This window comes from Acinetobacter septicus (genome assembly GCF_019355975.1).
Lineage (GTDB): Bacteria > Pseudomonadota > Gammaproteobacteria > Pseudomonadales > Moraxellaceae > Acinetobacter > Acinetobacter ursingii.
The window spans coordinates 3,352,957-3,373,555 of the sequence record NZ_CP079898.1; the positions used below are offsets into that span (position 1 = coordinate 3,352,957).

The following is a 20,599-nucleotide window of genomic DNA, read 5'->3' on the forward strand; positions in this document are numbered from 1 at the left end:
TCGCTCCTTAATTACTTCTTAGCGGCTTCAATAAGTTCGATGAAATGATCGAACAATGGGGCACAGTCATGTGGACCTGGGCTGGCTTCAGGATGACCCTGAAAACTAAATGCTGGTTTGTCAGTGCGATGAATTCCTTGGTTTGTACCATCAAACAGTGAGCGATGTGTCACTTTTAAGTTTGTAGGTAAGGTACTTTCATCAACAGCAAAGCCGTGGTTTTGAGAAGTAATCATCACTGTACCTTGTTCAAGATTTTGTACAGGATGGTTGGCACCGTGGTGACCATGATTCATTTTCATGGTTTTGGCACCTGAAGCAAGTGCTAAAATTTGATGTCCCAAACAAATACCAAATACAGGTAACGTCGTGGTTTCAACAATCGTTTTTACCGCTTCTATGGCATAGTCACATGCGGCTGGATCGCCTGGACCATTAGATAAAAACACACCATCTGGATTTAACGCCAACACTTTTTCAGCAGGTGTTTGAGCAGGAACAACAGTCAATTTACAGCCGCGGTCTGCAAGCATACGCAAGATGTTGGTTTTGACACCGTAATCGTATGCAACCACATGATATTTTAATTCAGGTTGACTAAAGCCTGTACCCAACTCCCATGAACCTTCAGTCCATTCAAAGCCATCTGGGTCACAGCATTCTTTCGCAAGGTCTAAACCATTTAAGCCGCCAAATGCTCGCGCTTTTGCAAGTGCTTCTTCTTCCGTAATATTTTCGCCCGCAAGGATACAGCCATTTTGGGCACCTTTATCACGCAAAATACGTGTCAATTTACGGGTGTCAATATCCGCAATCGCTACGACATTATTTTGTTCTAAGTAGTCGCCTAAGGATTGCTCTGCACGGAAATTACTATGCAGTAACGGAAGATCACGAATGATTAAGCCATTTGCCCAAACTTTGTGGATGCGACCCGATTCATTATCTTCGCTATTGCAACCAGTGTTACCAATATGAGGATAAGTTAACGTCACCAGTTGTTGTGCATAACTTGGATCGGTCAGAATTTCTTGATAGCCAGTCATGGCTGTGTTAAAAACGACTTCACCAGTCGTTGATCCCGTTGCACCAATAGACGTTCCTTTAAAGATCGTTCCATCAGCAAGGGCTAAAATGGCGGGGGTGCTCAAACCAAAGCTCCTGAATTAAAACCACAAAAATAGGGCTGTAAAAAAGCGAGTAGACATAAAAAAAGGCCGGCTGTCTTAAAAAAACACGCCCTCCTTCTTGGTCTGCTCGCTTGTAACTTAACAGCGTATTATACGCATGAAGTCTGTGAAAGTCTACGCATTTTAAAGCAAATCCTGACTTATTTAGACAATACAAATGATGCTGGCCTTTTATCGGGATCAGTTTGTAAAATGAGTATTGTCTAACAATTTTGTATGGTGGGTAAATGTTGATCGATTTAAAATAAAAACTGACATAATTCAAAAAAAGAGGATCATCACATGCCAGCAAAAAAACCATTGAAGGCCGTTGTTGAAGAACACCAACAACAAGTTGAACAGTTATATACTGAAACAAGTGCTCAGGTAAAAGATGTTCTAACTGAGACACAGGAAAAAATTGAAGCTGAAGCAAAAGAATTGAATCAAACCATTCAAACCCAACTTTCGCATCTTAAAGAAGATGTATTACAGCGCGTTGACATTATTAAGTCTCAATTTAATAACTCGCAAGGTGATTTAACTGAACTCGGTGATGTCATTAAAAAAGAGTTTGGAACTTTGGTGGATGATTTAAGTAAAGTTGGACGTGAAATTAAAGAAGATTTAAGTCAAGTTACTTTAAAGCATAAAGATACGTTAACCGAAGTTTTTAAGCGTTCAAAAGATCAGGCTGTTGAAGCTTGGAATAAAGTACGCGAAAGTTAAGACTTTAAGGCCTATATAAATAGCCAGTAAGAGTACAAAGACTTTTACTGGTGAAATTATAGGTAATCGAAAACTTAAAACTCGTGTAGCCAATCGCGTTTATTGTGAAAATCAGCTTGAGGACTGCTATGTTGCATGGCATAGAAATGCATGCCTTGCGCGGTATTAAGAACTGCGCTTAAACCTACATACACATCAGACCATTTGAGTTGATGCTTTTGCATAAATTCGGTTAAGTCCAAACTGACGTTTAAACCGTAATGAGTCCGTTTCAGTTGGTTAAGCTCAATATCATAAGCGGCAATAGGTGGCATGTTTTCAGGGTAACGATATTCTTCAAACTGATACGCTTGCCAAGCTTCAGAAGGCGATAAGTTGATTTCGCGATAAAAATCCTGATTTTTCACGCCAATGAAAATTTCAAAACAGGTTTGTTCCCACAAAAAATCACGGCGTGGGTGGGCTGCAACTTGTTCAGGCCAAATCATCAAATGATTGGGATCACGCAGCCAATAGCCGACATTGAGTGTAAATGGGGATTGTTGTTCGATCGCTCCGACCAATGAAATAGAGTCAAAACGATCAAAGGACATCAATTCATAACTTGCCATAATGAAAATCGATTTATTTGGCTAAATGAGCATGACGAACCAGATTGGATAAATTTGGATTTTGTTTAGGTGCTTTTTTGTAAAGCAGTACAATTTTACCGATCTTTTGAACGGCTTCTGCTCCAGTCGCCTGTGCAAGCTCATCAATCATCTGTGCGCGAGCTTCACGGTCTTCAGCCGCAATTTTAACTTTAATCAATTCATGGTCGTTTAAAGCACGGTTGGTTTCTTCAATGACGTTTTCAGTTAAACCCTGTCCACCAATCATGACCACTGGATTCAGTGCATGTCCAATTTGACGTAAACGTTTGCGCTCTTGGATAGATAAAGCCGCCATGAAAACTACCTGAATGTAAAAACGACCTAGTATAACTTGCATCCTTTATCTAAGATAGATTGAGAATGGACTATCCTCCATAAATATACGAAATATTCGATCATGATCATTGAAAAAAAGATCATGAAAGTGTTAATTCTAGATACATATGCATACTGCAAAATCAGTATTTTTCACGTACAATAACAGATCAGAAGTTTTTTATAATTTAGTGAGTTATGGCGACACGCATTACCAATCAGAAGTTATCGAAGAGTAGTCGTGCGTGGATGCGGGAACACCTTGATGATCCTTTTGTGAAAAAAGCACAAAAAGAAGGTTACCGTGCCCGTGCTGCATACAAACTTCTTGAAATTCAGGAAAAATACAAGCTGATCAAACCGGGTATGACGGTGGTTGATCTAGGTGCAGCCCCAGGCAGTTGGTCGCAAATTGCAGGAAAACTGGTGGGAAGTAAAGGATTGGTCATTGCATCTGATATTTTAGCTATGGATGCACTTCCAGATGTTACCTTCCTACAAGGTGACTTTCGCGAAGAGGAAGTCTTCGAAAAATTGTTAAATATTTTAAATGGTCGTACTGTAGATATTGTAATTTCAGATATGGCCCCCAATACATCAGGTAATAGGGCTGTCGATCAACCTCGACAGATTTACTTATGTGAACTGGCTCTCGATTTTGCCCAGAAAGTACTCGGCCCCAATGGACAATTTGTGGTAAAAGTGTTTCAGGGCGCTGGTTTCGATGAGTTTCGAAAGCAAGTCGTCGATAGTTTTGATGTCTTGAAAACTGTAAAACCTGAAGCTTCCCGTGCGCGTTCAAAAGAAGTATTTTTGATCGGGCAGGGGCGTAAAAAGGCAATGCGATAAAGTTTACTTGCCAAGTCGAGAAAAATTGTGCATTTTGTACAATTTCAACTTGTAGCAAGCATTAGACTTGCTGTTTACTAGGGTCTACCCCGTAATGGGCATGATCAAATTAGATTGATAATGGGAATAAAGCTTTGAGCGATCTCTTCAAGAATGCCGTATTGTGGCTAATAATACTTGGTGTTCTGATTTTGATTTTCAGTAACATCAGTGACCGCAATAAGCCATCAGCAATGAATTATTCAGAATTCGTTACTGCGGTGAATGCTGGTCAAATTAAGCAAGTCACTATTGATGGTTTAAATATTAGTGGTGAAAAAACCAACGGCTCTCATTTTGAGACAGTACGTCCGCAGGTTGAAGACACCGAGCTTTTACCAAGCCTAAACAAAAATAACGTCGTGGTTGAAGGAACTGCACCACAACGTCAGGGCTTGTTGATGCAACTTCTCATTGCTAGTTTTCCTGTACTTCTCATCATTTTGTTATTCATGTTCTTTATGCGAAATATGGGTGGGGGAGCTGGTGGCAAAAACGGACCAATGAGTTTTGGTAAGTCTAAGGCCAAGATGCTTTCAGAAGACCAGATTAAAGTGACATTTAAAGATGTCGCTGGCTGTGATGAAGCGAAGCAGGAAGTCGTTGAAATCGTTGATTTCTTAAAAGATCCAGCAAAGTTTAAGCGTTTGGGCGCAACCATTCCTCGTGGTGTGCTTATGGTGGGTCCACCGGGTACGGGTAAGACTTTATTAGCCAAAGCCATTGCGGGTGAAGCCAAAGTTCCGTTCTTTAGTATCTCTGGTTCTGACTTTGTTGAAATGTTTGTCGGTGTGGGTGCGTCCCGTGTCCGTGATATGTTTGAGCAAGCGAAACGCCATGCACCATGTATTATCTTCATTGATGAGATTGATGCGGTCGGTCGTCACCGTGGTTCAGGTACAGGTGGTGGCCATGATGAGCGCGAACAGACTTTGAACCAAATGTTGGTTGAAATGGACGGTTTTGAAGGTAATGAAGGGGTAATTGTCATTGCTGCAACTAACCGTGCAGATGTTCTGGATAAAGCATTGTTGCGTCCGGGTCGTTTTGACCGCCAAGTGATGGTTGGTTTGCCTGATATTAATGGTCGTGAGCAAATCCTGAATGTTCATTTGAAGAAACTTCCTTCAGTTACTGGTGTGGATTTAAAAGTTTTGGCACGTGGTACACCGGGTTTTTCTGGTGCACAGTTGGCTAACCTTGTAAATGAAGCAGCTTTGTTTGCAGCCCGTCGTAATAAAAATACGGTGGATATGCATGATTTTGAAGATGCTAAAGACAAAATCTATATGGGGCCTGAACGTAAATCGATGATTCTTCGTGAAGAAGAACGTCGTGCGACGGCTTACCATGAGTCTGGGCATGCGATTGTTGCTGAAATGCTACCAGGTACAGATCCTGTGCATAAGGTTACGATTATGCCGCGTGGTTGGGCCTTGGGTGTCACTTGGCAATTGCCTGAACAAGACCAGATTAGTCATTATAAAGACAAAATGCTCAATGAAATTTCGATTTTATTTGGTGGACGTATTGCCGAAGAGATTTTTATCAATCAGCAATCCACTGGTGCATCCAATGACTTTGAGCGTGCAACTAAAATGGCGCGTGCGATGGTGACCAAATATGGTATGTCGGATAAGTTAGGCGTGATGGTCTATGAAGATGAGAACCAGAATGGTTTCTTTGGAAATGTAGGCAGTCGTACTATTTCAGAAGCGACACAGCAGCAGGTCGATCAGGAAGTTCGTCGTATTCTGGATGAACAATATAAAGTTGCTTGGGATATTCTTGAAAATAACAAGGATAAAGCGCATGTGATGGTTAAGGCGCTTCTGGACTGGGAAACGATTGATCGTGAACAGGTACGTGACATTATGGAAGGTCGTGAACCACGTCCACCAAAAGTCTATGTGGCTGAAAATCCTGTGGTAGATTTGGATCCGCCAAGTAGTGGTCCGTCTACACCGCCACCATTACCTTCAATGGGTTAATGATTTTAGTATTACAAGAGCTGCTTCGGCAGCTCTTTTTATTTGCACATTATTCAGCTTGATGTGAAATTAAATCAACTAGCATTAGAAAACATACTGTTAAAATACGCCTCAACAACAGGAGTCAATTCATGCGTTTAATGCCTTTACCTCAGCGACAACTCAAGTGTGGTCAGCACCTGCTCGATTTATCTCAGCCTCAGGTGATGGGTATTTTAAATGTAACGCCTGACTCATTTAGTGATGGTGGGCAATATCATCAAAAGCAGCAGGCTTATGCGCATGCCATGCAAATGATTGCAGATGGCGCTTCCATTATTGATATTGGTGGGGAGTCTACACGACCAGGGGCATCACCTGTGGAGGTTGAAGAAGAAATTCGACGAGTAGTGCCCGTTGTTGAACTATTGGCAAAAGAAGACGTGATTTTATCAATTGATAGCAGTCAACCTCATGTCATTAAGGCTGCAGTCGAGGCTGGCGCACATATCTGGAATGATGTTCGAGCATTAACTCTTCCTCAAGCGCTAGAGACTGCTGCTGAGCTGAACGTTCCTGTGATTGTCATGCATATGCGCGGTGAGCCAACGACCATGAATCAATTGGCTCAATATGCCGATGTAGCACGAGACGTCATCGATGAGTTGAAGATTCGGATTAATGAAGCATTGGCTGCGGGTGTGAAAGCAGAAAATATTATGATTGATCCGGGATTTGGATTTGCTAAAAATGCGCAACAAAATTTAAAGCTCTTGCAAGAGTTTTGGAAGTTGAATGAATTGGGTTATCCGATTTTATCGGCATTATCACGTAAACGTTTTATCGGCGAGGCATTGGGCGGTGCTGATGCGCAACAACGTGCGGTGGGTAGTGTAGCAGCGCATTTGTTGAGTATCCAGCAGGGGGCTTCACTGGTGCGCGCACACGATGTTAAGGCAACTGTGGATGCAATTCGAATTTGGCAGGCAATGAATCAAGCTTAAAAGCGTCAATCTTATTTTGCCTAAAGATCCCTCAATTGCTGAATTGTTTGAGAAGATGAAGTTTTGGGTATGTGAAGATAAGGCTGAAAGTGAAGCGCATGTTAATTTATAAATTGGTTGTTATCGATGAGTAAAGTGATCATGCAGCTTCATCCATTCATTTTTGTGGTGTTCATTGCTTCTATCCTTTTAGACATCCTTTTTTTATTTTTTGCAATTTTTACTGCAAATACCTTATTTGCCTTTATGGCGATCTTATTGTTGGTCGCAGGTTGGTTGATTTTTGAAGAATATCGACTAAATTTTGAACTCTGGGATTAGTGACTAGTCGAATTTAACTTGAAGGTGTGTTATAAGCATCACCGAATTTTTAATGTTGTTAAGCCTTTATCCATGTTAAATGATCTACTTCTCCCTATGTTTGATGATGGTTATTATCCTCAAATCTTGGTGGCTGAAATAAAGCAAAACCTAATTGATTTTTCAAGAAAAATTCAAGCTAATCCTAAAACTGAATCTGAAATTTATCAATTAGCAGATTCAACTTTAGTGAAAATCAATGAAATGAAAGCTGATTTTGAAGATTTGGATTCAAGCCTTGATGATACTGCCACGGATTATATCGCTGAAGCTATGATGATGGTGGTGCAGGATGCGGGATACCTTGAGATTGATTTAGAGGAATTGGTCGCGAGTAGAGCGTGGTAATTTCTCTTGTAAGTCTGAGGTTATTTCTGTTGGCTTGTGTGGGAAACGGCTAAGAATAAATCCACCGAAGCTCGGTTTAGGTCACAACTTTGATTCAGATGTACATCTGTAATGTCCTCAACGTTTAATTTTAATTGTGAATGATTATATGCACGGTTGCTAAAAGACGTAGCCAAAATTGAGAATAATTTTGCTTGAACTGTTCGAGTTGTTTTATTACTTCAGCTTTTTTACTTTGAATAAGATATTCTATTCATCTGCCTCCACTGCGCGGTTTTTTAAATAGAGCTTCTGATTTTTTTATTTTTACTGGTTCGAAAAATATCGTGAGTATGACGGGGTGTCATGTTTAACGCTGAAACGAAATATAATAGGTAAAACAGTTCAGTTTTTTTCATCAGATTATTATTTTGTAGATATAAAAAAACCAGCATTATGCTGGAACTTTTATTTTACACTATTTCAACAGTTTAAAATGGTGCCCGGGGCCGGACTCGAACCGGCACGCTTTGTGGGCGGGGGATTTTAAATCCCCTGTGTCTACCTATTTCACCACCCGGGCATGTCGGCAATGATAGATGAACTGCCTAATATTGGCAAGAATATCTGAAATTATTTGTAGTTTTTTCAATCAACTACTCGTTTTTAAATGAGCTGGTGTCAATGCTGCGAATCAATCTGGCAATATTTTCGCAGCATCGACTCAGATTTTTAGGGCCATTTTGCAGTGCTGTTCTAAGATCACTGCTTTGATCAAGTATTCCGAATATTGCAGTAATGCCTTCCTCATACAGACTTTCGATTCCTTCACCCATATAGCCTGCACAAACAAAAACGGGTTTATCATATTTGTGCGCAAGACGTGCTACTCCGACGGGCGTTTTTCCAAATTTGGTTTGAAAATCAATTCCTCCTTCGCCTGTAAACACATAATCGGCCTGATATATGGCTTGTTGCATATCTAACAGATTAATCACTGTTTCTACGCCAGACTGGATTTTGGCTTGAGTAAACACCAAAAGCCCAGCAGCTAATCCACCCGCTGCACCAGAACCTGCAATATCTTGAACTGTTATATTGAGATGTTTTTCAATTAAATTGGCAAAGTGAGTGAGGTTTGATTCAAGTTGTATAACCATTTCAGGGCTTGCACCTTTCTGTGGGCCGAATACATGACTTGCACCATTTGGTCCTAATAAGGGGTTGTTCACGTCGCTAGCAATGATAATTTCAACGTTATTCAGGCGTTGATCTATTTCGGAAATATCTATGAACTGAATGTCATTGAGATAACCACCACCTAACTTAACGGGTTGTTTCTCTTGGTCTAGAAATTTAACTCCTAAAGCAGCCGCCATTCCCATGCCTGCGTCATTGGTCACACTTCCACCTAAACCTATAATGATTTGAGAAACACCGTGATCCAGTGCTAAGAGAATCATTTCACCCGTTCCATAAGTTGAGGTAAGTAAAGGGTCACGCTGTTCGGAAGAGAGAAGGTGAATACCATTGGCTTTTGCCATCTCAATGATTGCTGTTTTGCCCTGATTGATTAAGCCAAAATAAGTTGAGATTCGCTGTGAAGGTAAAGGTCCCATCACTTCAACATCAATTTTTTGTCCATGCTGAGCATTAATTATGGTATCGACTGTACCTTCACCACCGTCTGCCATAGGGTGCAAAATAAAATGAGCATCAGGAAATACCTTTTGCAGCCCACTTTGCATCGCTTGACAAGCTTCAAGTGCAGTCATACTTTCTTTAAACGAATCTGGGGCGAGTACAAAAGTTTTAGGCATGGGTGACGGCAGCTTTTCTGGAGTAAATTGTTAATTTAAAATCAAATGCTATTTAAGATAACATCGCTTTAAAACAATACGAAATATTTTAATTGGGTGATAATAATGAAAAAAAGAATGGAGCAGTGGACTTTGACGGATCGCTTTGTATTCGCAGGATGTTATGGATTATTAGGTTTGTTTTTCGGGTTTCTGATTGCACTATCTATGGCGAAATACTTAGATACGGGCTTTAGTTCTTCTATGATTGTTTTAGTCATCAGTTTGACATGTACATTGATGGGTTTTTTTGCACCTGATACTGCGAGTCGGTGTTTGAATAGATTATGGCTTTGGTTTAAATATTGGTAAAAAGGATAATTTAGACATAAAAAAACCAGCTTATGCTGGATTCTTTATTGGCACCATTTTAACTGATTTAAAATGGTGCCCGGGGCCGGACTCGAACCGGCACGCTTTGTGGGCGGGGGATTTTAAATCCCCTGTGTCTACCTATTTCACCACCCGGGCTTTTTACCAAATTTGGAGGCGGAGGTCGGAATCGAACCGGCGTACACGGAGTTGCAGTCCGCTGCATGACCACTCTGCCACCCCGCCATCATTTGGTGATGCACATATTAGCAAGCTTCAGAAAAAAAACAATAGTGATTTCAGCGAATATGCACAGAAAAACAACATCTAAAATAAAATTGACTCAATTATCATGTATCATTTGCAAAATCGAATTCATATCTACTTTGGAGATGTGCTGTGGCATTGGTTCTTGATGGTCGTGCATTGGCAAAACAAATTGAAGCTGACTTGCTGACACGTGTAGAAGCGTTAAAAGCAAAATCAGGTCGTACCCCAATTTTGGCAACGATTTTGGTCGGAGATGATGGTGCATCTGCAACCTATGTACGTATGAAAGGCAATGCCTGTAAACGTGTAGGTATGGATTCAGTTAAAATTGAATTGCCACAGGAAACGACTACTGAGCAACTTTTGGCTGAAATTGAAAAATTAAATGCCAATCCCGATGTACACGGGATTTTGTTACAACATCCAGTACCTGCTCAAATTGATGAGCGTGCCTGTTTCGATGCAATTTCTTTGAATAAAGATGTGGATGGCGTGACTTGTTTGGGTTATGGTCGTATGGCCATGGGCGAAGCGGCTTATGGTTCGGCTACGCCTGCTGGGATCATGACGATTTTAAAAGAAAACAACATTGAAATTGCGGGTAAACATGCGGTTGTGGTTGGGCGCTCTGCGATTTTAGGCAAGCCAATGGCGGCGATGTTACTTGAAGCGAATGCGACTGTGACGATTTGCCATTCACGTACACAGAATTTAGCTGAATTCGTAAAACAAGCAGATATTATTGTGGGTGCTGTGGGTAAAGCAGAGTTGATTCAAAAAGACTGGATTAAACAAGGCGCAGTCGTGGTCGATGCGGGTTTTCATCCGCGTGATGGCGGCGGTGTAGGTGATATCCAATTACAAGGAATTGAAGATATTGCATCGGCTTATACGCCTGTACCAGGTGGTGTTGGGCCAATGACGATTACGACTTTGATTCGTCAAACTGTTGAAGCGGCTGAAAAAGCTTTAGTTTAAGATGAACTCTACATTTCAGTGTTCAAAAGTGCCTCAGCATTTGCTTGAGGCGCTTCATCACGTGATTCCCCAGTGTGAATTATCACCTCAGCAATTACCAGAAACGCCAATTTCACTTTGGTTAATTCCACCTGTCTTTCCAACCGATCGTTTGGATGATGAAGTGATTCGACGTATTTGGATTGATACACCTTACTGGATTTTTTGTTGGGCTTCGGGATTGGCGATGGCGCAGTGGTTGCTGGCAGAGCCACAGCATGTCAAAGATAAAGTGGTTTTAGACTTTGGTGCAGGTTCTGGTGTTGTCGCCATTGCCGCGAAAATTGCAGGGGCTAAGCGGGTCATTTGTTGTGATATCGATCAGGTCAGTTTGGCTGCCTGTCGTGAGAATGCACTGCTCAACGATGTTGAGCTTGAATATCTGGATGATTTATACAAGGCAGAACAAGTGGATGTGTTACTTGCTGCGGATGTGTTATATGACCAATCTAATCGTTTCTTTTTAGATGAATTTTTAAAATTTGCCCCAGAAGTATGGGTGGCAGACAGCCGGGTCAAAAATTTTAGTCATCCTCAATATATGAAGATTGATGAACGTAGTGCCACAACATGGCCTGATCTGGATGAAGCAAAAGAGTTTCGCAACGTGAGTTTTTATAAAACGCTGTAAGTTTACAGCGTTTTATATTTGGAGGCGATTAAGTAAAGCTTATGAGCAGGTATAGCGTACAACTTTAAGTGTGCTGGGTTTCGTATCTAGTGCCTGACGAGTTGCATAGCCTTCACTGTTGTTGAGACTAGGAGAGTCCATTAATCCTACAGACATACGTGAGTTGCCGACTTGTAATCCATCCTGACTTGATTGATTTGCCGCAGGATTGGCGATTTCATTAATACTTAAAATAGATAATTTATAAGTTTGTGTGGTGCCTAAAACTTGTTGGCAGGCGCGTTGTAATTTTCGTTCATCAAGTTGTTGGTTAGAGCGTCCAGCAAGTGTATAAGCCAGTGTTGCAGAAGATGCCGTTTTATTTTCAACCTGATAGCCTGTGTTGCCGTTGTATTGGCGTGGGGTACTCTGACACGCAGTTAATACAATGACACTCCCTGTAATTAAAAATAATAAGCTTTTTTTCATGAGGTTGTTCCTTCTAATCGTATTTAAGTCAGTAGTTGAAAATATGCAGATGTATTTTTTATATTTTAAGCATTTACGGACCTAAACAAACCATAAAATTGTATTAACTTTAAAACCATTCAGCTTGGTAAATAAAATACGTACCGTATATGGCGGGTAAAGCTTTCACTTTGTGTTTAAATTTGCTAATTTCAAATGATCTTGATTAAAGATTGATAATAATAAAAGGGGGGAATCACACATGTCATCTCATTTTAATGATCTTCCTCTTTATGATGTTGCAGTGATCGGTGGTGGTATTAATGGGGTAGGGATCGCCAATGATGCTGCTGGACGGGGACTCTCCGTTTTTCTTTGTGAAAAAGATGACTTTGCGAGTCATACCTCATCTGCCAGTAGTAAATTGATTCATGGTGGTTTGCGCTATTTAGAGCATTTTGAATTTCGTCTGGTGCGTGAAGCACTTGCCGAACGTGAAGTTCTTATGGCGAAAGCTCCGCACATTATCCGTCCTTTACGTTTTGTCTTGCCGCATCGTCCACATTTACGGTCAGCGTGGCTGATCCGTTCTGGCTTATTTCTATATGATTATTTGGGAAAGCGAGAAAAATTACCTGCATCTAAGCGTTTGGTCTTGGATCAACGAAGTCCTTTAAAACAGGATATTGTATTGGGCTTTGAATATTCAGATTGTGCAGTAGATGATGCGCGCTTGGTGATTTTAAATGCGATGCAAGCTAGAGAAAAAGGGGCAGAACTGGTAACTAGAACTGAGTGTGTTGCCGCAGAAGTAATTGATGGTACATGGTTATTAACTTTGAAGCAGCAACAAACACAGTATCAAATTCGTGCAAAAGCCTTGGTCAATGCAGCGGGGCCGTGGGTTGAACGTTTTCTAAAAGATACGCTTAAATTGGATTCTCCTTATAAAATACGGCACATTCAGGGTAGTCATTTGATTATTCCCAAACTTTATGAGGGAGACTATGCCTATATTTTACAAAATGAAGATCGACGTATCGTATTTACCATTCCTTATTTAGATGAATATACATTGATCGGAACGACGGATCGGATTTATCAGGGAGACTTGCAGCAGGTCGCAATCACACAGGATGAAATTGAATATTTATTGACAGTGGTAAACTTGCACTTTGAACGCACGATTACTCAAGCAGATATTATCGAAACTTATTCAGGGGTTCGACCCTTATGTGATGATGAGTCAGATCAACCCTCAGCAGTGACCCGAGATTATACTTTGGCAATGACGATGCTGAATGAGACGGTGCCGTTGCTATCGGTATTTGGGGGTAAGTTAACCACCTATCGAAAACTTGCTGAATCTGCACTGGATGAATTAACCCCTTTTTTCCCTGAGTTACAGACTGCGTGGACTGAATATGAGCCATTACCAGGAGGGGAGTATTTTAAAAGTTTAGATGGATTAATTCGGGGGATTCAGCTCAGAATTAAACATATTCCAATCGAAATTGCGACACGTTGGGCGAGTAGTTATGGCACTCGTGTATGGCAGTTGCTCAGAGAAGTCTATACTTTGGAGGACTTTGGCATATATTTTGGGCACGGGCTCTATCAACTTGAAGTCGATTACTTGACCAAAGTGGAATGGGCACAATCAGTAGATGATATTGTATGGCGGCGTAGTAAACTGGGATTAAAATTTGGTAAAGCTGATATGACATTATTGGATGATTATCTTCAAAGCGTTCTAGGTCATCAGCACAGCAAGATTGCTTAATATCAATAAAAGCTACATAAAGTCAATTTATGCAGCTATAAAACAATTGATCGACGTTTAGATTTCCTTACCGCCTAAACTTTGACAATCTACATTCGGTGCATTCCATCTGACTGCTGTTCCTGTTGCTACAGGACGAACGATCCGCCATGGCCAAAAGCCAAAACGTTGACTCGCATTATAATCCACAATCGCATTGGCATTCAGTTTTTGCGCAGCATTGCCTAATTTTGGATAGAGTTCTTCTACACTTCCATAGGTGCCTTTTGCAACTTTTACACGTTTAACGACCACATATTGCTGCGATGGAACACCACTAATAAGACATACCCCGAAATGATTCTTCGCTTTTTCATTTGCTGTTACCTCATTTGCATGGGTGGTGTTGCAAAGAACAAGTAAAGACAAAGTACAAAGAACAAGTTTTTTCATTGTTTGTTTCTCTTTGGTTGTAAAAAAATAAAATTTATCAGTATATTAAAGATTATTTGCCGATATTTCTTAGCATATTGCACATAATAAAACAGGCCATTTAAATGGCCTGTTTTATTATGCGATTAAATGATTTAGTGGTTTTTAACCGCATTTAATAACGCTTCTTGGCGTTCTTTTAATGCTTGTGGTAAACGATCACCAAGTTTGTTAAACAATTCTGTGTGGCTTTCGATTTCAGTAATCCACTGATCTTTGTCTTGTGCCGTGATCAGATCAAATTCTTCTTTAGAAAAATCTGTACCTGCCCAGTTAAGATCGTCATAAGTTGGAACATAACCAATTGGTGTTTCAACTGCATTGGCACGACCTTCAACACGGTCAATCATCCACTCAAGCACACGCATGTTTTGACCAAAACCAGGCCATACAAAGTTACCTTCAGCATCACGACGGAACCAGTTGACGTTGAAGATTTTTGGTAATTTATTGCCCGCAGCTTCAGCTTTTTCACCGACTTGCTGACCCACTTCTAACCAGTGTTGGAAGTAGTCCGCCATGTTGTAACCAGTAAATGGCAACATAGCAAATGGGTCACGACGTACTACGCCTTGTTGACCAACAGCCGCCGCAGTAGTTTCAGAACCCATGGTTGCTGCTTTATAAACACCATCAACCCAGTCAAATGCTTCAGAAACTAAAGGAACCGTATCGGCACGACGACCACCGAAGATAAATGCAGAAATTGGAACACCTGCTGGATTTTCCCAGTCAGCATCAATAGAAGGGCATTGGCCTGCTGAAACAGTAAAACGTGCATTTGGATGTGCTGCTTTTTCACCATTTACATGAGGTTGACCTTTCCAGTTGGTCAAGTTTGCTGGAACTTCTTTAGATAGACCTTCCCACCATACTTCACCGTTATCAGTCACAGCAACGTTAGTATAAATTACGTCTTTGTGTAGGGTTGCCATACAGTTTGGATTGGTTTTAGTGTTTGTACCAGGCGCAACACCGAAGAAACCAGCTTCAGGGTTGATTGCATACAGACGACCATCTTCACCCGGTTTGATCCAAGCGATATCATCACCAACAGTTTCAATTTTCCAGCCTTCATAACCTACTGGTGGAATCAACATTGCAAAGTTGGTTTTACCACAAGCAGATGGGAATGCTGCTGCGATGTAGTGCTTTTCACCCTGAGGGTTAGTGACACCTAAAATCAGCATGTGTTCAGCGAGCCAGCCTTGTTCGCGGCCCATTGCAGACGCTATACGAAGGGCTAAGCATTTTTTACCGAGTAATGCATTGCCGCCGTAACCTGAACCGTAAGACCAGATTTCACGCGTTTCTGGGTAGTGAACAATATATTTTTCAGGATTGCATGGCCATGCAACATCTTTTTCGCCTTCAGCAAGAGGCGCGCCAACCGTGTGAACACAGGGTACAAATTCGCCATCAGTGCCAAGAACGTCATAAACCGCTTTGCCCATGCGTGCCATTTTACGCATGCTGACAGCAACGTATGGAGAATCAGTTAATTCGATACCAATCTGTGCAATGTGGCTGCCCAAAGGACCCATTGAGAATGGAACCACATACATGGTACGACCTTGCATTGCGCCATCAAACAAACCGTTGAGTTTTGCGCGCATCGCTGCTGGCGCTTCCCAGTTGTTTGTCGCACCCGCATCTTCCTGTTTTTCAGAACAGATGAACGTACGGTCTTCAACACGCGCAACGTCAGAAGGGTCAGAGTTTGCAAGATAAGAACCTGGATGTTTTTCTTGGTTGAGTGTTTGCATTGTGCCGTTGGCGATCATCAAGTCAATCAGACGTTGATATTCTTCTTCGCTACCGTCACACCACTCGATTTTTGCAGGTTTGGTTAATTTTGCAATTTCTTCAACCCATGCAATAAGCTTAGGATGACGAACGAATTCTGGTGCGTTCACTTGGGTCATGGTGAGGCCTATTTAAAAAACGTACTAAAGTACAAATCTAGATGCTGAGATACAGCAAGTAGATGAAGTAAAAAAAAGTGGCGCTATTAAAGCATAAAATGACAAAAAAAATAAGACTAAAGACTAAATTAGAGTAGTAGGTCGAAAAATAGTTTAAATCTATTTAAATCAACAATTTAATATAATTATCAGGCATTAAATATATGTATTAAGATATGTAATATATGTTATTTTTTAATTAAATGTGTATAAAAAACAAAGTCTTGTTGTTAAAATAAATTTGAGAACAATTATCGATTAAATAAATGATCATCATTTAAATTTTACATAAAGCGTATTTTATTTGTCTAATTCTTGGACAAAAATAGGATAAATCATCAGCTTAGAACCATAAATATGCCAACACTTCGACCTTTATCCCTTATTTATAATGAAAAATCTGGATTCCATGCATCCAATAAAGAAGGCGTATATGAGCAAATCATGACGATATTTACCCAGCATGATTTTGAGATTCAGGTCTTTGAATTGAGTGTTGAGGATAATTTCGACGATTTTATGCAGCAAGTTCTTGTGCGTCATCATGGTGATGATCATGGTGTGGTGGTTGCAGCAGGTGGGGATGGGACATTAAATGCAGTGGCTTCTAAGCTCAAATACACAGATATTCCGATGGGGATTTTGCCTTTAGGCACGTTTAACTATGTGGCGCGCGTTTTAAATATCCCTCAAGATTTGCTTCAAGCGGCTGAGGTGATTGCAACGGGAACACCTAAAAATGTTCACTTGGGAACGATCAACGACAGAATTTATTTAAATAATGCCAGCTTGGGTCTCTATCCTTTATTTATTCAAAAACGAGAGCAATATAATCAGCGTTTGGGTCGACATACTTTAAATGCATATACATCTGGGCTTGATGTCTTAATTCGTGATCATAAAGAATTAAAACTTTCATTAACTGTTGATGGGCAAGTTTATCCTGTTAAAACATCGCTGGTCTTTTTTGGCAATAATAAATTGCAATTACAAGAAATGAACCTGAATATTGCTGAATGTGCTGAAGAAGGTCATGTTGCAGGCATTGTAGTCGCCAAAAGTGATAAATTGAGTTTATTTCGCATGTTATTTCAATTGATTAAAGGGGATCTCGAACATGCCAAAGATGTCTATAGTTTTGCTGCTGATCAGGTAGTGGTTGATTCAAAAAGTAAAACTTTAACGGTTGCTGTAGATGGCGAAATCGAAGAGTTGAAGACACCTTTGACACTTGCTGTGGCAAAAAATGCATTAAGTATCATGGTGCCTGTCGATGCTACTTCATCTGTCTGATTTGCATTTTGGTACGGAAAAGCCAGAATGTCTGATTGCAATCGAAAAATTTTGTCAGGAACATCAACCTGAACTGATTGTGGTGAGTGGGGACTTAACCCAACGTGCAAAATTTATTCAGTTTTATAATTGTCGGCAGTTTTTGGATTCTCTTAAAATTCCATATATTGTGGTGCCAGGGAATCACGATATTTCTTTGTATAATTTATGGAATCGTTTTTTTTCTCCATTTGCGCGTTATCAATTCTTTTTTGGTGAATTAGAGCCAACTTTGCAAACTGAACATTTTTTTATTGTTGGGGTGAATAGTATTCGTCGGCGTTACCATACGCGAGGATATATTTCACTGGAGCAAATTCAGAGAACCAATGAAACCTTAAAACACGCGCCTGATGATAAGTTGAAACTGGTGGTATTACATCAACCTTTTTATACTTCTCCAGATGATCCACATGGAATAAAAGATTGTCCAGTGCTAGGGAGAATGGCACTTGAAAACTGGAGTCGAAGTGGTTTATTTGGTGTGTTGCATGGGCATTTACATAAAACTGCGGTCTATAACTTAACTCAAATCTATGATTTGAAAATTGATCATCCTGTTTATGATATTCATGCGGGTACAGCAACCTCTTATCGTTTACATAAAGGCTTGCCGAATAGTTTTAATACAATTTCAAATGACGGACTGATTCAGCACTTTTGGTTCGATGAAAGGACAAAATCCTTTGTTTTGCACAATTAATCTGAAGCTAAAAACAAGCAAAGTGTTTGAGTGTTTAAAAAAGACACAAAAAATAGCATTTTTTTTGATTTTTCCCCTTGAAGCGTTTTTTTCCATCCCCACAAAAGTGTCATCAAATTCATTTTGGTGCTTGCTAAAGCAATAATCATGGTAAGCATCATTTATCAAATCATAGACTTAGTCTGATGGAGTTATTTATGAGCAACATTCGTCCATTACATGACCGTGTAGTAATTCGTCGTGTTGAAGAAGAAACAAAAACGGCTGGCGGAATTTTATTGCCAGGTTCTGCTGCTGAAAAGCCTGCTCAAGGTGAAGTAATTGCAGTAGGTAATGGTCAAATCACTGACAACGGCGTTCGTGCACTAGACGTTAAAGTGGGTGATAAAGTGTTATTTGGTACTTATGCAGGCACTACTGTCAAAGTAAATGGTGATGAATTCTTAATTATGAAAGAATCTGACATTTTAGCTGTACTTGAAGGCTAAATTTTTACTTAACTCATTGATAAATAAGATCAAACAAAGATAGAAATATTTGGAGTAACAAATGTCAGCTAAAGACGTTAAATTCGGTGATTCAGCCCGCTCAAAAATGATCGCAGGTGTCAATGTTCTTGCAGATGCAGTGAAAGTGACTTTAGGCCCTAAAGGTCGTAATGTCGTGATTGATCGTTCTTTTGGTGCACCACATATCACTAAAGATGGTGTGACGGTTGCCAAAGAAATCACCCTAAAAGATAAGTTTGAAAACATGGGTGCGCAGCTTGTACGTGAAGTATCAAGCAAGACCAATGATATTGCGGGTGACGGTACAACCACTGCAACTGTACTGGCTCAGGCGATCTTAAACGAAGGGATCAAATCAGTGACTGCTGGTATGAACCCAATGGATCTTAAACGTGGTATCGATATCGCGGTGAAAGCGGTTGTAGAAAATATTCGTGCAACAGCGAAACCTGCTGATGACTTTAAAGCGATTGAGCAAGTCGGTTCAATTTCTGCAAACTCTGACGAAACTGTGGGTAAATTGATCGCTCAAGCAATGGAACGCGTGGGTAAAGAAGGCGTGATTACCGTTGAAGAAGGTTCAGGCTTTGAAGATGCACTTGATGTTGTAGAGGGTATGCAGTTTGACCGCGGCTATATCTCACCATATTTCGCAAACAAGCAAGATACTTTAACTGCTGAACTTGAAAATCCGTTCATTTTGTTGGTTGATAAAAAAATCAGCAATATCCGTGAATTGATTACTGTGTTAGAAGCAGTTGCTAAAACAGGTAAACCACTTCTTATCATTGCTGAAGATGTTGAAGGCGAAGCGCTTGCAACATTAGTTGTGAATAACATGCGCGGTATCATCAAAGTATGTGCAGTTAAAGCACCTGGTTTTGGTGATCGTCGTAAAGCAATGCTTCAAGACATTGCAATCTTGACTGGTGCGACAGTGATTTCAGAAGAAGTGGGTATGTCGCTTGAACAAGCTTCTCTTCAAGATTTAGGTACTGCGCATAAAATTACGGTATCTAAAGAAAATACAGTGATTGTCGATGGTGCTGGTGATGCCAATGCGATTGCTGAGCGTGTTCAACAGATCCGTGCCCAAATTGAAGAGTCAACTTCTGAATACGACAAAGAAAAACTTCAAGAACGCGTTGCTAAATTAGCTGGCGGTGTTGCAGTCATCAAAATTGGTGCAGCAACTGAAGTTGAAATGAAAGAGAAGAAAGACCGTGTTGATGATGCACTTCATGCAACGCGTGCTGCGGTTGAAGAAGGTGTGGTTGCTGGTGGTGGTGTTGCACTGGTTCGTGCTGTAAATGCACTTGACGGTTTAACAGGCGCCAATGATGACCAAACTGTGGGTATCAATATTTTACGCCGTGCAATTGAAGCACCACTTCGTCAAATCGTATCAAACGCGGGTGATGAACCATCAGTCGTGATCAATGCTGTGAAAGCGGGCGAAGGTAACTATGGTTACAACGCTGCGACAGGTGTATATGGCGACATGCTTGAAATGGGTATTCTTGATCCAGCGAAAGTAACACGTTCTGCGCTTGAGCATGCAGCTTCTGTTGCAGGTTTAATGTTGACCACTGAAGCGATGATTACTGATATTCCAGAAGACAAACCAGCTATGCCAGATATGGGTGGCATGGGGGGTATGGGCGGTATGATGTAAACCGCGCACATGTTGTTTAAGTTATTGTAATTTAATAATATTTAAGCAGTATTTATTAAGCTTACTCATAATGTTACTCACATTCAAGTTTGTTACAAAAAAGGTCACAAATTTTATTTGTGACCTTTTTAATTTTATAGATCTACTAGATCTCTTAAAAACTAAAGTCATCATATTAGATAAGAATTTAACTATTGGATGAATGAAAATA

General features: G+C 40.5%; 22 protein-coding genes and 3 tRNA genes. 14 read left to right on the plus strand and 11 right to left on the minus strand.

The window, feature by feature from the left end:
• Positions 1 to 11: 11 nt before the first annotated feature.
• Positions 12 to 1,151: a glutamine-hydrolyzing carbamoyl-phosphate synthase small subunit gene (gene carA / locus I6L31_RS15770; protein ID WP_005003402.1), complete on the minus strand. Its 1,140-nt coding sequence runs from the start codon at positions 1,149 to 1,151 to the stop codon at positions 12 to 14.
• A gap of 321 nt (positions 1,152 to 1,472) precedes the next feature.
• On the opposite strand from carA, the gene I6L31_RS15775 reads away from it, so the two are divergent.
• Entirely contained in the window at positions 1,473 to 1,898 is a 426-nt protein-coding gene (locus I6L31_RS15775) for an IFT57 family protein (protein WP_005003405.1), read from the plus strand.
• Between the two features lie 74 nt (positions 1,899 to 1,972).
• Here the strand turns inward: I6L31_RS15775 and I6L31_RS15780 are convergent, their stop codons facing one another.
• Positions 1,973 to 2,509, minus strand: a complete 537-nt coding sequence (locus I6L31_RS15780; RefSeq protein ID WP_005003408.1) for a DOMON-like domain-containing protein — start codon at positions 2,507 to 2,509, stop codon at positions 1,973 to 1,975.
• A 13-nt stretch (positions 2,510 to 2,522) separates the two neighbouring features.
• Entirely contained in the window at positions 2,523 to 2,846 is a 324-nt protein-coding gene (gene yhbY, locus I6L31_RS15785; RefSeq protein WP_005003409.1) for a ribosome assembly RNA-binding protein YhbY, read from the minus strand.
• 218 nt (positions 2,847 to 3,064) lie between these two features.
• Here yhbY and rlmE point away from each other — a divergent pair, with 218 nt between their 5' ends.
• The 5 genes from rlmE to I6L31_RS15810 all read left to right on the plus strand — a co-directional run bounded on the left by rlmE (position 3,065) and on the right by I6L31_RS15810 (position 7,436).
• Positions 3,065 to 3,715, plus strand: coding sequence for a 23S rRNA (uridine(2552)-2'-O)-methyltransferase RlmE (rlmE, locus tag I6L31_RS15790; protein ID WP_005003412.1), 651 nt, complete (start codon positions 3,065 to 3,067; stop codon positions 3,713 to 3,715).
• A gap of 134 nt (positions 3,716 to 3,849) precedes the next feature.
• Positions 3,850 to 5,745, plus strand: coding sequence for an ATP-dependent zinc metalloprotease FtsH (gene ftsH, locus I6L31_RS15795; RefSeq protein WP_034699969.1), 1,896 nt, complete (start codon positions 3,850 to 3,852; stop codon positions 5,743 to 5,745).
• A 131-nt stretch (positions 5,746 to 5,876) separates the two neighbouring features.
• Positions 5,877 to 6,728: a dihydropteroate synthase gene (folP, locus tag I6L31_RS15800; RefSeq protein WP_005003414.1), complete on the plus strand. Its 852-nt coding sequence runs from the start codon at positions 5,877 to 5,879 to the stop codon at positions 6,726 to 6,728.
• Positions 6,729 to 6,854: 126 nt separating this feature from the next.
• Positions 6,855 to 7,049: a hypothetical protein gene (locus tag I6L31_RS15805; protein WP_228128601.1), complete on the plus strand. Its 195-nt coding sequence runs from the start codon at positions 6,855 to 6,857 to the stop codon at positions 7,047 to 7,049.
• A 72-nt stretch (positions 7,050 to 7,121) separates the two neighbouring features.
• Entirely contained in the window at positions 7,122 to 7,436 is a 315-nt protein-coding gene (locus I6L31_RS15810; protein WP_005003419.1) for a DUF5713 family protein, read from the plus strand.
• 476 nt (positions 7,437 to 7,912) lie between these two features.
• Here the strand turns inward: I6L31_RS15810 and I6L31_RS15815 are convergent.
• Both I6L31_RS15815 and I6L31_RS15820 read right to left on the minus strand, forming a co-directional pair.
• Positions 7,913 to 7,998 (minus strand) — tRNA-Leu (locus I6L31_RS15815).
• A gap of 73 nt (positions 7,999 to 8,071) precedes the next feature.
• Entirely contained in the window at positions 8,072 to 9,235 is a 1,164-nt protein-coding gene (locus I6L31_RS15820) for a glycerate kinase family protein (protein WP_005003422.1), read from the minus strand.
• 105 nt (positions 9,236 to 9,340) lie between these two features.
• Between I6L31_RS15820 and I6L31_RS15825 the strand changes: the two genes are divergently transcribed.
• Positions 9,341 to 9,586 carry a hypothetical protein gene (locus I6L31_RS15825; protein ID WP_151835171.1) on the plus strand — a complete coding sequence of 82 codons (246 nt, stop codon included), beginning with the start codon at positions 9,341 to 9,343 and terminating at the stop codon, positions 9,584 to 9,586.
• Between the two features lie 73 nt (positions 9,587 to 9,659).
• Here I6L31_RS15825 and I6L31_RS15830 read toward each other — a convergent pair.
• Both I6L31_RS15830 and I6L31_RS15835 read right to left on the minus strand, forming a co-directional pair.
• Positions 9,660 to 9,745 (minus strand) — tRNA-Leu (locus tag I6L31_RS15830).
• Between the two features lie 13 nt (positions 9,746 to 9,758).
• A tRNA-Cys gene (locus I6L31_RS15835) sits at positions 9,759 to 9,832 on the minus strand.
• Positions 9,833 to 9,985: 153 nt separating this feature from the next.
• Here I6L31_RS15835 and folD point away from each other — a divergent pair.
• Positions 9,986 to 10,834, plus strand: coding sequence for a bifunctional methylenetetrahydrofolate dehydrogenase/methenyltetrahydrofolate cyclohydrolase FolD (gene folD, locus I6L31_RS15840; protein WP_005003423.1), 849 nt, complete (start codon positions 9,986 to 9,988; stop codon positions 10,832 to 10,834).
• A 1-nt stretch (position 10,835) separates the two neighbouring features.
• Positions 10,836 to 11,504, plus strand: coding sequence for a class I SAM-dependent methyltransferase (locus tag I6L31_RS15845; protein WP_035272022.1), 669 nt, complete (start codon positions 10,836 to 10,838; stop codon positions 11,502 to 11,504).
• A 39-nt stretch (positions 11,505 to 11,543) separates the two neighbouring features.
• Here I6L31_RS15845 and I6L31_RS15850 read toward each other — a convergent pair whose 3' ends face one another.
• Positions 11,544 to 11,972, minus strand: coding sequence for a hypothetical protein (locus I6L31_RS15850; protein WP_004990195.1), 429 nt, complete (start codon positions 11,970 to 11,972; stop codon positions 11,544 to 11,546).
• A gap of 241 nt (positions 11,973 to 12,213) precedes the next feature.
• On the opposite strand from I6L31_RS15850, the gene glpD reads away from it, so the two are divergent.
• The gene (gene glpD, locus I6L31_RS15855) at positions 12,214 to 13,734 is read left to right on the plus strand and encodes a glycerol-3-phosphate dehydrogenase (RefSeq protein WP_005003429.1); all 1,521 of its coding nucleotides are present in this window, start codon (positions 12,214 to 12,216) and stop codon (positions 13,732 to 13,734) included.
• 57 nt (positions 13,735 to 13,791) lie between these two features.
• Here the strand turns inward: glpD and I6L31_RS15860 are convergent, their stop codons facing one another.
• Together I6L31_RS15860 and I6L31_RS15865 are read right to left on the minus strand one after the other, a co-directional pair.
• Positions 13,792 to 14,166 carry a hypothetical protein gene (locus tag I6L31_RS15860; protein ID WP_005003431.1) on the minus strand — a complete coding sequence of 125 codons (375 nt, stop codon included), beginning with the start codon at positions 14,164 to 14,166 and terminating at the stop codon, positions 13,792 to 13,794.
• Positions 14,167 to 14,300: 134 nt separating this feature from the next.
• Entirely contained in the window at positions 14,301 to 16,130 is a 1,830-nt protein-coding gene (locus I6L31_RS15865; RefSeq protein ID WP_004996623.1) for a phosphoenolpyruvate carboxykinase (GTP), read from the minus strand.
• Positions 16,131 to 16,526: 396 nt separating this feature from the next.
• On the opposite strand from I6L31_RS15865, the gene I6L31_RS15870 reads away from it, so the two are divergent.
• Positions 16,527 to 17,462: a diacylglycerol/lipid kinase family protein gene (locus I6L31_RS15870; protein WP_004990181.1), complete on the plus strand. Its 936-nt coding sequence runs from the start codon at positions 16,527 to 16,529 to the stop codon at positions 17,460 to 17,462.
• On the plus strand, positions 17,443 to 18,204 hold the full coding sequence (locus I6L31_RS15875) for a metallophosphoesterase family protein (protein ID WP_005003435.1): 762 nt from the start codon (positions 17,443 to 17,445) through the stop codon (positions 18,202 to 18,204). Before I6L31_RS15870 ends, I6L31_RS15875 begins: the two co-directional genes overlap by 20 nt.
• Here the strand turns inward: I6L31_RS15875 and I6L31_RS15880 are convergent.
• Positions 18,201 to 18,353, minus strand: a complete 153-nt coding sequence (locus I6L31_RS15880) for a hypothetical protein (RefSeq protein ID WP_154647390.1) — start codon at positions 18,351 to 18,353, stop codon at positions 18,201 to 18,203. The genes I6L31_RS15875 and I6L31_RS15880 overlap by 4 nt on opposite strands.
• Positions 18,354 to 18,401: 48 nt before the next feature.
• Between I6L31_RS15880 and groES the strand changes: the two genes are divergently transcribed.
• Positions 18,402 to 18,692 (plus strand): co-chaperone GroES, encoded by a 291-nt coding sequence (groES, locus tag I6L31_RS15885; RefSeq protein WP_004939735.1) that lies wholly within the window; start codon positions 18,402 to 18,404, stop codon positions 18,690 to 18,692.
• Positions 18,693 to 18,753: 61 nt separating this feature from the next.
• The gene (gene groL, locus I6L31_RS15890; protein WP_004996627.1) at positions 18,754 to 20,388 is read left to right on the plus strand and encodes a chaperonin GroEL; all 1,635 of its coding nucleotides are present in this window, start codon (positions 18,754 to 18,756) and stop codon (positions 20,386 to 20,388) included.
• Positions 20,389 to 20,599 lie beyond the last annotated feature (211 nt).